This is a genomic window from Marivirga salinae, assembly GCF_030503855.1.
GTDB classification, from domain to species: domain Bacteria; phylum Bacteroidota; class Bacteroidia; order Cytophagales; family Cyclobacteriaceae; genus Marivirga; species Marivirga salinarum.
This window is the reverse complement of the sequence record NZ_CP129971.1, coordinates 1395782-1409023: the sequence shown is the minus strand read 5'-3', so window position 1 is coordinate 1409023 and position 13242 is coordinate 1395782. Positions and strand designations below refer to the sequence as shown.

At 38.4% G+C, this 13242-nt stretch carries 7 protein-coding genes; 4 read left to right on the top strand and 3 right to left on the bottom strand.

Features of this window, described 5'->3' with window-relative positions:
* Positions 1-36: 36 nt before the first annotated feature.
* The 4 genes from QYS49_RS06020 (at position 37) to dprA (ending at position 3852) form a co-directional block, all read left to right on the top strand.
* Positions 37-1014 (top strand): M23 family metallopeptidase, encoded by a 978-nt coding sequence (locus tag QYS49_RS06020; RefSeq protein ID WP_308350813.1) that lies wholly within the window; start codon positions 37-39, stop codon positions 1012-1014.
* 63 nt (positions 1015-1077) lie between these two features.
* Positions 1078-2271 (top strand): CapA family protein, encoded by a 1194-nt coding sequence (locus QYS49_RS06015; protein ID WP_308350812.1) that lies wholly within the window; start codon positions 1078-1080, stop codon positions 2269-2271.
* Between the two features lie 117 nt (positions 2272-2388).
* Positions 2389-2727, top strand: a complete 339-nt coding sequence (locus QYS49_RS06010) for a MerR family transcriptional regulator (RefSeq protein WP_308350811.1) — start codon at positions 2389-2391, stop codon at positions 2725-2727.
* Positions 2728-2745: 18 nt separating this feature from the next.
* Positions 2746-3852 carry a DNA-processing protein DprA gene (gene dprA, locus QYS49_RS06005; RefSeq protein WP_308350810.1) on the top strand — a complete coding sequence of 369 codons (1107 nt, stop codon included), beginning with the start codon at positions 2746-2748 and terminating at the stop codon, positions 3850-3852.
* A gap of 54 nt (positions 3853-3906) precedes the next feature.
* Here dprA and QYS49_RS06000 read toward each other — a convergent pair whose 3' ends face one another.
* From QYS49_RS06000 to QYS49_RS05990, 3 genes are all read right to left on the bottom strand, one after another.
* Entirely contained in the window at positions 3907-5460 is a 1554-nt protein-coding gene (locus tag QYS49_RS06000; RefSeq protein ID WP_308350809.1) for a PorP/SprF family type IX secretion system membrane protein, read from the bottom strand.
* A gap of 23 nt (positions 5461-5483) precedes the next feature.
* Complete coding sequence (locus tag QYS49_RS05995; protein ID WP_308350808.1) at positions 5484-11975, bottom strand: Calx-beta domain-containing protein; 6492 nt, start codon at positions 11973-11975, stop codon at positions 5484-5486.
* Positions 11976-12278: 303 nt separating this feature from the next.
* Positions 12279-13235 carry a formyltransferase family protein gene (locus QYS49_RS05990; RefSeq protein WP_308350807.1) on the bottom strand — a complete coding sequence of 319 codons (957 nt, stop codon included), beginning with the start codon at positions 13233-13235 and terminating at the stop codon, positions 12279-12281.
* Positions 13236-13242 lie beyond the last annotated feature (7 nt).

Below are 13242 nucleotides of genomic sequence, written 5' to 3'. Positions count from 1 at the left end.
TACAAAATTAGAAGTTTTTAACTAGTCTAAAACGGAATGGCAAGAATTAAATACTATTACGATACCGAAACTTGCAGATATGAGCGAGTAAAGGTTTCAAAGTGGGACATATTTTTAAATTTATTAGGCTTTTTGTCTGTATCATTGATTCTAGCTGTCGGCATTATCATAGTTTACAATGCATATTTCGACTCTCCGAAAGAGGCTCAACTCAAAAAGGAAAATAAGGAGCTTCAGTTCTATTATGAAATGATGGAACAGGAAGTAAACAATGTTCAGAAGGTCCTATCATCACTACAAGAAAGAGATGATGAAGTTTACCGAAACATTATGGGTGCTGAGCCTATTCCTTCAAGTATTAGGTCTGCTGGAGTTGGAGGAGCTGAGCGTTACAAAAACATTATTGAAAGTGATCTTGAGCGAGAAAAACTTATCCTTGGCATGATGCAGGAAATGGATAAGGTGAAAAAGCAAATGTATATTCAGACCAAATCTTATGATGAGATTCTGGAAATGGCAGAAAATAAAGAAGAAATGATGGCTTCTATCCCTGCTATCCAACCTATCCCGAACAAAGAATTAAAAAGATTAGCATCTGGTTACGGAATGAGAATGCATCCAATCTTGAAAGTAGTAAGGATGCATGAAGGTTGTGATTTCTCTGCACCAAGAGGTACTCCAATTTATTCTACCGGAGATGGTGAAGTTATTAGAGTTAGTAGCACTTTTGGTGGATTTGGTAAATTAGTTGTGATAGACCACGGTTATGGTTTTATTACTAAATATGCTCACATGTCATCTTTCAATGTAAAAAGAGGAGATAAAGTAAAAAGAGGAGATTGTATCGGTTTTGTTGGAACAACAGGAACTTCTACGGCACCTCACTTACACTATGAAATTCATAAAGACAATAAGCCAATCAATCCTGTTCACTATTTCTATCAGGATGTATCGGATGAAGAATATGAAAAATTATTAGAATTGTCATCTAGAGAAAATCAATCACTAGGTTAATCATAAAAATATTTAAAATTTTAAAGAGCAGTCGAGAGACTGCTTTTTTTAGCCTCACATAAAATGATCAAGTCCTTTTTCACATTTTTAATAGTACTTTTCATCCTTTCAGGCTGTAAATCCTTGCAAAAAACGCAACAGAAGAATGATTCTAAGGAAGCTCAAACAAAGGTTGACAGCACTAAAATAAAAAAAGATACAGTTCAAATAGTTCTTAAAGATACTATTCAGACTCAAGAAGAAGTAACTCTTAAAATCCATCCTAAACAGCCTGACACGATAAGTGTAATTGGAGTTGGTGATATTATGATTGGTACAAACTTCCCAAATGATGGCTATTTACCGCCCGATTCAGGTAAATACATGCTGTCTTCAGTAGCTCATGTTTTAAGAGATGCAGATTTAACCTTTGGAAATCAGGAAGGTGTGATCCTAAACGAAGGAGGAGAAGCTAAAAGTTGTTCTGACCCTTCTCTTTGCTATATTTTTAGAAGTCCAGAACATTTGGCTCAGCATTATGTAGAAGCTGGAATTGATTTGATGAGTTTGGCCAATAATCATGCTGGAGATTTTGGAGATACTGGAAGAAAAAATACTATGCGCGTTTTAGACAGTTTGGGAATCCATCATGCAGGGCAATTGGCTCGACCATTCACCATCTTTGAGCATGAAAGAATTAAATATGGGTTTGTAGCATTTTCACCAAATAATGGTACTCAAAGTATCAACGATTTGGAAGCTGCCCTAGGTTTAATTCAGCATTTAGATACTTTAACAGATATCATCATCGTTTCTTTTCATGGTGGCGCTGAAGGTAAAAAATACCAGCATGTAACGCGAGAAAGAGAATTTTTCTACGGTGAAAACAGAGGGAATGTATATGAATTCTCTCATGAAATGATAGATGCGGGTGCCGATATCATTTTCGGGCATGGGCCACATGTTGCTCGTGCAATTGAAGTTTATAAAAATAGATTTATTGCTTACAGCTTAGGAAATTTCGCGACTTACGGAAGATTCAATTTAAGAGGTGAAAATGGCTTAGCTCCTATTGCAAAAGTTTGGATAAGAGAAGATGGAAGTTTCATAAAAGGTAAAATTATTTCTGCAGTTCAAAAGGGTGCGGGAGTGCCTGAAATAGATGTTAACCATGGGGCTGCTCAAAAAATTAAGGAATTAACGGAATCTGATTTTCCAGAATCTAAGATTTTAATTGACCCCGAAGGGAATATTCGCTATATTCAGGATCAATTTTAAAAAGAGCCAATAGGTAATTATGTGAATACTCATGTAATCACCTGATTTTCAGTCTCGATAGTTAGTGGAATGAGAATTTATTTATGTAAATTAATATTAGAATCTATATAAAATACAGTGCCATACAAGGAAAAAACCATAGAGAAAAAATACTACACCATTGGTGAAGTAGCCGAACAATTCGATGTTGCTACCTCTTTGATTCGATTCTGGGAGGGAGAATTTGATATTATCAAACCCAAGAAAAACAGAAAAGGCAATAGACAATTTACTAAAGAAGATATTGAAAATGTAAAATTGATTTATCATTTGGTGAAAGAAAAAGGATTCACTTTGCAGGGCGCTAAAGATATGCTTAAAAATGATTCCAATGAGGTTCGGGATAAAATGGAAATGTTGGACTCATTAAGAAATATCAGAAACTTTTTAACCGAAATTAAGGAGAATATACAATAACAACCAAAACAGCCCCTTATGAATGCAGAGGAAAAGGCACTTTTAAGCCTGCATTTAATCCCCAAAATAGGTAACATCACAGTTAAGAGTCTCATTAGTCACTGCGGATCTGCCCAAGCCGTTTTAGACTTACCTGAATCCAAGCTTTTAAAAATCCCAGGTATTGGTCAGAAGACTATAGACAATATTAAAAGCAGGGAAATCACAGATTATGCCGAGCAAGAATTTGCTAAAGCAGAGAAGCAAGGTGTTAAAATCATCAGCTACTTAGATAAAGATTATCCTTTTCGCTTAAAGCAAATTCCTGACGCCCCTATACTCATTTATACAAAAGGACAATTCCCGATTGACAGAAAACAACCAACCGTAGCAGTAGTTGGAACCAGAAATGCTACTCCTTATGGCAAGAAGCTAACGGAAGAAATGATCGAAAAGCTGAGCCCATTAAAACCCATAATTTTAAGCGGATTAGCTTACGGAATCGATATTCATGCGCACAGAGCAGCCCTAAAACATCAATTATCTACTTATGCTGTAATGGGTTCAGGAATAGATGTCATTTATCCTTCCGCTCATCAATCTACTGCTATGGAAATGCAAAAAAATGGCGGGATAATATCCGAACAAGCTTTTGGAGCAAAACCCGATGCGTTTAATTTCCCTGCAAGAAATAGAATAATAGCGGGGATGGCAGATTTAGTAATTGTAGTGGAAGCGGCCAAGAAAGGTGGGGCTTTGATCACAGCGGAGTTAGCTAATTCTTACGACCGAGAAGTTGGTGCCTTTCCTGGAAGAATTGGTGATACTTATTCAGAAGGCTGCAATAAACTAATCAAACAACACAAAGCACATTTGGTAGAAACTGCAGATGATGTATTGTACATCATGAATTGGGAATTGGAAAATCAGGCTGCTATCAAACAAAAGGTGTTGGATTTATCTTCTTTAAATGAAGAAGAGCAAAGCGTGATGAACACTTTGCTTCAAAATAATAAAGAATTATCTATCGATATTTTAAGTATCAAAAGTCAGATTAACCTGAATCAACTAGCAGGAATTCTTTTGAATCTGGAAATGCAAGGGATCATAAAATCCCTTCCTGGAAAGCGATATCAAGTTGCATAAAAATCGATTCAGCTGACATATGTCAACTGAATCGATATAAAGCGCTACAATGAATTATTGATATGTAACTTTAAACTCTACCCTTCTATTTTTTTCTCGGCCCAACTGGTTTTCATTTGTTGCAATAGGGTCTGTTTCACCTTTAGAGTTAGTACTTATTCTAGCCTTATTTATACCATTGGCTACCATATAATCCCTTACAATTTCAGCTCTATCCATACCCAATTCACCGTTAAATGAGCTCTCGCCTAAATTACAAGTATGACCAATTAAAGTAATATTGTAGTTTTCCTTCTTGGAGAGAATATCAATTACCTGATTTATGAACGCTTTTGAATCATCGTTTAAATCATCAGAATTTAATTTGAAGCGAACCGTCTTGGCTAGCGTCTCCTTTTCTTTTTCGGTAAGTGGCTGAACAGTTACTTCAGCAGCTTTCTCTTCAAGTTTTGGTTCATTTTTAAGCGGTTCATTTATTACTGGTTCTTCTTTGACCGGCTCTTCTACTTGAGGTTCTTCTTCATTTACTGCAGCTTCTTCAATCTCTTCCTTTTTGGGCTTTTCAATTTCAATTACAGCTTCGTCCTTTTGAAGCTCGACTCCTTCTTGCGGTAATTCTCTTGGGGTTTCTTCTGCTCGCCTTCTATTCTTTAATTTATACGAAATAGCAAATTCAAAAATACCATTCTGCGCCAGATTAAAACCTTCTCCCATCGGGATATCGTAGCTAACACCAACTGCAACTCTTTTTTGTTCATAGGCTAGACTCATCACGCCAATTGAGTTGGAATTATACCAGAGGCTTAAAATCAACTTTTTGAAATCCTTTTCATCACCAGATAGCCTATAGCCCACATCAGTTCCCAAGTCAAATGCATTATTTTGAGCTTGGTTAATCCATCTAATGGTAGGGGATACTGACAACGTTGCATTATCATACACTTTATAACCTGCGATAGTCTTAATGCTCATAGGAAGTTTATCTGCATCTCCATTCTCAACAAAAGAGATATTAGGTTCAATCATATTGAATAATGAAACTCCAATAAAAGCCTTATCCTGGTAATTAGCATCTTTTAATCTATAGTAGATTCCACTGCTTAAGGTCGGGTAGGCATGTTGTTGATTTAAAACTGGGTCAAGCTGACCTGCTCCAGGATTTAGAACCCCGCCTTCTATTTGCCCATCGGTAACAAAATCACCTCCAATTTTATTTTGAAATAAACCACCTTGCGCTCCTAAACTTAATTCAGACTTATCGTTTAAAGGAACTGAATAGGACAAAGCGAGCATTCCACCGTTAGAATTTAATAAGCTTGCCGTTTGTTCTGAACTTACATTTACACCTACTACCAATTTGTGAGCATTCGAAAAATGAATCGGCAAATAACCCGAAACAATAGTAGTCGTTAGATTCTCTCCTGTATTTAGCGGTTGAATTCTGCTATTTAACATAAAATTCAACTGGTCTGTAGTCGATATCTGTCCTGGATTAGCATAAAAAGGAGTGTATCTGTACATGGAGAAATTAGCCTCCTGAGCCACTGAAACATTGCTTAGACATACAGTCAAGGCTACTAATGTGATATATTGAATAAATTTTTTCATCTATTTTGAATATTTTTCAGTTATTATCTAGCGATAAGTATTGTTCCTCTATTTGACCCATTAACCTTTATGGGTTCACCATTTGACATCGTACCAGAGATCACCCAAACATAGGTACCTGCGGGCTGATTGACTCCGTTTTTCCTTCCATCCCATCCGGTTTCTGATAATTCTTGGAAACTATTTGACTCATAAACAAGGTTTCCTTTTCGATTAAAGATTCTAAAGTTAACGGATTGAACTGCTGCTCCTCCTCTGATGAATAAAACATCATTTATCCTATCATTATTAGGTGTAAAGAGGGTTGGCAATAATAATTCATCTGAAAGAATAGAGAAACTTTGACTAACATCTTCAGCTGGCAGGTAGGAATCATTACCTGCCTGGCTTGCAGTAACTGTTACTGTTCCAATGCCTTCCAGCATTATTATGCCATTCGATAAAGTGGCTACACCATTCACAGGTTCTGTTGAAATGGTATAAGTAATTGGCTCACCAGAATCGCCACCAGAACCTTCTAAAATTACTTCCTTATCGCTTAAATTTTTATCAGAAATAGGATCGAATGTAATGATTTGAGGAAGTTTCTCATCATTGTCCGTAATGATAACTGTAGCTGAATTATCCGTCCCAATCAAAACAGCTGTATTATCAGTGCTTTCTAAGGTTATTATTACTGTTTCATCATCTTCAACCTCAGTATCGGCCTTTACAACTATAGGAATGGTAATTGAACTTGTTGATGCAGGGAAAACAATGGAAGTATCTATTTCTTCATAATCAGCCACTTCCGTTGCTGTTCCACTTATAGAAAAACTGATAACAACTTCATTAGCGAATTCCTTCGAAGTTGAAATAGTATATAATCCATTAACGTCATCTTCTGCTGCTTGATTTGTTGCAACTACACTAATTTCGGCTTTATCATTATCATTAATGGTATAGATAAATTCTGTGGTAGAGCCCAATGAAGCATTCGTAGGATTTGAAAGCGTTAGTATAATAGTTTCGGCTCCTTCAACAATTTCATCATCCACAATACCTGTAATTTCAATTATTCCACTTTCATTACCCGAAGCAATGGTTAATGTGCCATTTGCTAAAGTATAATCACTTCCAGCACCATTAGCAGTACCGGATAGGGAATAATCGACTGTAACGTCAAATGCACTTAGGATGGATAAATCCACCTGAATGTTTGCATTTGCTACAGATTCATCCCCGCTGCTACCTGTGGCATTAAAAGTAATGGCCGCGGTCACTTTGTTCACTTCATCAGTTGTTGCAGCCCCTGTATTACCAGCTGCGTCTGTCAGTGTAATCGATAGGGTGAGGGTTCCATCTCCCAGACCACTCACATCTATTCCAGTTATTTGATCAGAAGCTGTGCCTATTGATTCGCTGCCGGTTACGGCTGTTCCACCACCGTCACTGCTGATGGTATAGTTATAAGTCGCCCCCACTTCAGCGGATGCAAATGTAAAGCTCATAGATGCTTGATTAGAAGCATTTATAATGGATTGATCAACACTCACAGTATAGCCGGCAGGAGCTGTTTTATCAAGGTTTAAGGTTAAGCTATTATCAGTCTGTTGATTCCCAGCTCCATCAGTAGCAATCAATGGCACTGCAATAGCGGTTCCCTCTATCATATCCCCTCCATTATCGACATCAGCTACCGTAAGACTGTAGGTTCCATCGCTATTGTCTGTCATGGCAGCTGTCGCACTCAAGCCTGAATTGATCACCGACAAATCTGCAGTAACCGTTAAGCCTGTTTCACCCAGGTCGGCAACTAAGCTTAGACTTTCTCCTGATTTGTATGAATTATCTCCTCCATCATCGTCCACCGAAATGAAATTCGGTGCTGTGGTATCCTTTGAAACATTATCAGATGCTGCTGTTCCTTCATTTCCTGCAGGATCAGTTAAGGTTACAGATAAAGTTATTGTTCCATCTGCTAGACCGCTTAAATCAACTCCCGTGATTTGATCCGTTGCCGTAGCTATTGTTCCGCTACCTGTAACATCGGTTCCACCTGCACTACTGCTTAGCATATAATTGTAAGTTGTACCCACTTCTGCCCCGGCAAATGTGAAACTTGTTGCTGTTTGGTTGGCAGCACTGATATCCGCCTGGTCTATTGAAACCGAATAACCTGACGGGGCTGTCTGATCAAGTGTAGCTGCATTATCTGAAACTGTGCCGCCAGTATTACCTGCTGCATCTGTAAGAGAAACTTCAACAGTTAGCACTCCATCATCTAATGAACTGACATCAATTGTAATTATTTGCGTAGTACTGGTAACAGTAATTGGACTAGAAACTGTTGCGGTATTTCCATCTCCTGAACTAGAAACCGAATTATTAATTGTAGAGCCTATTTCTGCGTTTGACACGGTAAATGTTGCCGTGCCAGATTCAGACGCATTAATAAAAGCTTCATCCCAAGCTACCGTATAGCCGGTTGGCGGACCAATATCTTTATTAGCTGTATCGGATGTATCATCTCCCGTATTTCCTGCATTATCGGTTAGGCTAATAGTTAGTGTAACGGTCCCGTCCGTCAAGCCGCTTAGGTCATAACCAGCACCGCTATTATTAAACTGCTGAGAAGCATTGGTCACAGTCTCCGTTCCTGAAACTGGAGTCCCTCCACCATCACTGGTAAAAGTGTAATTTAGAGTGGTTCCAACTTCTAATCCTGAGCCAGTAAATTCTATGATGTTTTGATTGATCACGTTGACGAAGGACTCTCCTAAAAGTTCTATTGAAACGGAATATCCAGAAGGAACCACAATATCTTTCGCAATATTATCCGTTGCTACAGCTCCTGTATTACCAGCTGCGTCTGTCAGGGTGATAGATAGGGTAAGGGTTCCATCTCCCAGACCACTCAAATCTACTCCTGTAATTTGATCAGTTGCAGTTCCAATTATCCCAGATCCTGTAACATCAGTTCCTCCACCATTACTACTAATTGCATAGTCATAAGTAGTTCCAACTTCAGCATTAGCAATATTAAAGCTTAAGGCTGCTTGATTTGTAGCATCTATAATTGTTTGATCAATTGTGACTGAGTATCCAGAAGGAGCTGTTTTATCAAGTAATAATAAAAGTGAATTATCAGTAGATTGATTTCCTGAAGCATCAGTTGCAGTAATATTAACAGCTGTTGAGGCCCCTTCTATCAAGTTTCCTCCTGCATCAACATCGCCAACTGTATTACTGTAAGTTCCATCACCATTATCATTCATTGGATAATTATTGCTGAACCCCGGATTAATCACTGATAAATCAGCAGTTACTGTTAAGCCAATTTCTGCCAAATCTGCAACTATTGTAAGGCTTTCACCAGAAGTGTAAGAGTTATCTCCACCATTATCATCCACAGAAACAAACGTTGGGGCGTCTGCGTCCTTTTGAACATTATCTGTAACTGCAGCGCCTACATTATTGGCAGCATCGGAAAGTGTCACTGATAAAGTGATTGTTCCATCAGCGATACCACTCAAGTCGACACCAGTTATTTGATCAGAAGCTGTAACTACTGTTCCTGTTCCTGTTACATTTGGACCTCCTGCTGAACTGCTAAAGGTATAATCATAGGTAGTTCCTACCTCCGCACCTGAAAATGTGAAACTTATTGCTCCCTGGTTGGCTGCACTGATATTAGCCTGATCGATTGCTACACCATAGCCCGAAGGGATCGTTTGGTCCAGTTCAGCAGAGTTGTCACTTACCGTTCCCCCTGTGTTTCCTCCCCCATCGGTTAAAGAGACCTCTACCGTCAAAGTCCCATCCACTAATGAGCTTACATCAACGGTGACTACTTGGGTATTACTAGTGACAACTGTAGGGTTAGATACTGTTGCGGTATTTCCGTCCCCAGAGCTAGAGACAGTATTATTTATTGTTGTTCCAACTTCAGCATTCGTAACTGTAAAAGTAGCCGTTGATGCTTCAGATGCGTTGATTAAAGCGTCATCCCAAGCCACAGAATAACCAGTAGGAGGTCCCGAATCTTTTGCCTCACTATCAGTAGCATCCGCACCCGTATTGCCAGCAGCGTCTGTTAATGTAACTGTCAACGTTACGGTCCCATCTGTTAATCCACTAAGGTCATAACCGGCACCGCTATTATCAAACTGCTGAGAAGCAGTGGTCACGGTCTCCGTACCTGTTACGGGAGTACCCCCTCCATCGCTGGTAAAAGAATAATTTAAGGTAGTTCCCACCTCGAGACCCGAACCGGAAAACTCAATGATAGATTCATTTATCACATTGATCTGAAGCTCACCAAGTACATCAAAGGCGACACTATAGCCTGTTGGCACTACAATATCTTTCTGAACATTATCGGTAGCCACTGACCCGGCATTCCCGTTTGCATCCGTAAGAGTTGCTGATAAGGTAATAGTACCATCACCTAACCCACTTATATCTAGTCCTGTGATTTGATCGGTAGCTATAGCTATTGTCCCTGATCCGGTAACATTGGTTCCACCTCCTGAGCTACTGAAGGTATAATTATAATCCGCTCCCACTTCAGCTCCAGTAAAAGTGAAACTCACGTTTCCCGTATTAGTAGCATTAATGCCAGCCTGATCGATCGCTACAGCGTAACCTGTTGGTGCCGCAGTATCTTTCGTTTTTGTATCTGCTGCAGCCGTACCCGTATTGCCAAAGGCATCAGTTAGCGTAACAGAAAGAGTTATTGTTCCGTCTCCCAGACCACTTAAATCAATACCAGAAATTTGATCGGTTGCGGTGGCTATTGTCCCAGAACCCGTTACGTTGGTTCCGCCTCCACTACTGCTAAAAGTATAGTCGTAGTCAGCGCCTACCTCAGCTCCTGCAAAGGTAAAGCTGACAGAGCTTTCATTACCTGCATTAATAGGATTTTGATCTATTGATATTGTGTATCCAGATGGAGCTAAAGCATCTTCATCTTTTATTGTTACTGTTACTTGTTGTGTGCCACTTTCAACTGCATTAGTTGGTGTACCCATATCAATTATTATCGTCTCATCGCCCTCTTCTATTTCATCATTAAGAGAAGTAACCCTGATACTATCCATCCAATTACCCGGACTGATTACAATCGAAGAACCTGAAATTCCGTAGTCTGTTCCTCCTCCTGTCGCTGTTCCGCTAAAGGTAAGAGGTATTGTGACAGTAACTCCTGCAGAATAACTAAGCTCACCTACGATATAGGCCTGCCCACCACTTTCATCAGTTATAGGATTGTATATATCTCTTAAAAGCAACGTTGCTGAAGGCTGAGGGTCATCATCTATAATGGTATAGGTCACCTGTTGCACTCCGTCTTCTTTCCCGCCCGTTACTCCGGAGATATCGATCACTACGGTCTCGTTACCTTCATATGGTATATCATTTTGGTTGCTAAGTGTAATTGACCCGGAGGTACTTCCTGCAGAAATAGGTATAGATGTTCCGCTTCTGGTATAGTCAACACTGTTAGTAGCTGTACCTGAGAACCCTAAGGCGACATTGGTATTTACTCCATAGGAATTTGATAGTGTAGCCGTAACATTCACGTTAGCCGAAACGCCTTCAACGCGTGATGACGGGTTGATACTCAGAGTCACCGTTGGTACTCCTACCACATTGAGTGAAGCTTTATAGTTTCCAGAGCTATTATCTGTGCCGTCATTTACTTCAAATTGAAAAGAAGTACTAGTACTTCCGTTTTGGATATACTGTAAGTTACCTGCATCGAGATCAGCCTTGCTCACCTGATCCGAAACTGATAATTCTTCCCCCCCGTCATAGGTATCATCATTATCCGCATCGACATAAATCGTTCCTGCTCCTGGTAATGATTCTATCAATAAATGATTTATGGGGTCACCATCGCCATCTGAATATCCAAAGTCTGAAGTGGAGAAAGTATAAGTGAGATTTTCATATGGCCCGTTTGCTGCAGTGAAGGAAGTGGCTGTTGGTGGAGTGTTAGCAGCAGCTGCAGCTGATATCGTGATATCCTCAATGGTAATTGAACTACTAGAAGGTGAAGTAGAAAAAGTAAACCTAAATTCATCAATATTTTCAAAATCAGTATCCGAAGATACATCAATGGTTTTTGCTTGGGCATTTACGACAGCCTCCGAAAACACTGCACCAGATACCGGTGCCCCATCCCTGTAACCTGTTATTGTGTAAGTAGTAGTTCCTAGAAAGAACTCAATGTTAATATTGTCAAATTGAAATTCTGAGCCGTCATCACTTCCGATAGAAAAATAGGTTGGTGTTTGCATGCTCATACTGATTTGGCCAGATCCATTACGGCTGGTAAAGCCACTTCCAGCACCAACAGAAGTGAAAGTCCACCCATCTAAACTTCCAGTCCGTGGTGATGGGCCAAAGCCTGCAAGTTGCAGAAAAGCACCATCAAATGTTGATACGCCTGTACTTGGTTGTGCTACAAGACCAGACACACTTATAATTGTCAATAATATGATCTGTATTAAACTTTGTATCTGTTTTTTCATCCCTGACTGTTTTTTTTAAAATTATTTAATTTGGATAAATTTATCTCACTTGATTTTTCTAAAACGCTCTAAAAAGCATAAAACTTTAACTCTTAAGTAAATTATAAGTGTTTCTAAAATTAACATTTCACAACTAATAAACCTTAACAATACCCACTTATAACTTTCTTTTATTATATATTTTATCGGATTATATATATTTCACAAAAATAAGTTTAATATTTCAATAACAAATAACTTTAAACGAATTTATCTTCGGTCTTATCGAAGTATACAAACTTTGAAGTTTCTTAATGAATTCTCTTACTTTAGCAAAGTTTCTTTTTCTTCTGTAATAAATTCATTAGAGTAAAATATTTCATTTGTTCTAACACCTAGAGCAACTAATTTTTGTCCAGTCATATATCCTTCAGCTGTACTCACAAGATTAATTCTTAAAAACTTATAATCAGAACAAAGGACAAATATTCCTTGCTGCTGATCTGCTAAAACTATACTGCCTGGCTTAAAAGAATTAACATTACTCAGATCTGCATGACTTACCTCCAATATACGGATTTGAACACCTCTAAAATAAGTGATCGCACCATTGTATTTAGGATTGCAGGCATTAACTAAAGACTCTATTTCAATCGCAGTTTGAGTAGTCCATTGAATTCTTAAATCCTTTAATTCTATTTTATTACTATTGTTTTGATTAATTCCAATGGTCTCATTAGTTAACTCCTTGTTTTTCTTAATAATTTCTGAAATCAAGGACAAAGTCAATACGCTTAAACGGTTCCCTAACAATCCCCAGTTTTCACCGGGAATAATAGGCACTTCTTTTTCAGCAATTACACTACCACAATCAAAGAATATACTCATTCTATGAGCTGTAATTACTGCAACTTTTCTATTCTCTTTTAGTGTCCAAAAAAGAGGGTCTGCCCCAGCATTTTCTGGTAATCTCCCAAAATGAAAATTAACAAAGCCTTGTATGGGGATATCTAAGATAATTTTGGGAATTAAATATGGGAATGTCATACAAAATGCAATATCTGGCTTAATAGTATTTAACCAATCAGCCAACTCATTTTTAAGCTGGATATTTTCTATTTTAATACAAGGGATTTTGTGTTTTTCCGAAAAATCGTAAATCTGTCTATTATCTACATGATCAATCAATGGAATAACTATACCTTTAAGAGAACCTTGCTTAAATAATTCATTTATTAGTGGAAGGCCCCACAAACTGTTTGTAAATACTACTGCATTCATGTATTAA

Bases quoted from the DNA above. Each gene is read 5' to 3' on its own strand.
- QYS49_RS06020 (WP_308350813.1), top strand. From the start codon at position 37: ATGGCAAGAATTAAATACTATTACGATACCGAAACTTGCAGATATGAG.
- QYS49_RS06015 (WP_308350812.1), top strand. From the start codon at position 1,078: ATGATCAAGTCCTTTTTCACATTTTTAATAGTACTTTTCATCCTTTCA.
- dprA (WP_308350810.1), top strand. From the start codon at position 2,746: ATGAATGCAGAGGAAAAGGCACTTTTAAGCCTGCATTTAATCCCCAAA.
- QYS49_RS06000 (WP_308350809.1), bottom strand. From the start codon at position 5,460: ATGAAAAAATTTATTCAATATATCACATTAGTAGCCTTGACTGTATGT.
- QYS49_RS05995 (WP_308350808.1), bottom strand. From the start codon at position 11,975: ATGAAAAAACAGATACAAAGTTTAATACAGATCATATTATTGACAATT.
- QYS49_RS05990 (WP_308350807.1), bottom strand. From the start codon at position 13,235: ATGAATGCAGTAGTATTTACAAACAGTTTGTGGGGCCTTCCACTAATA.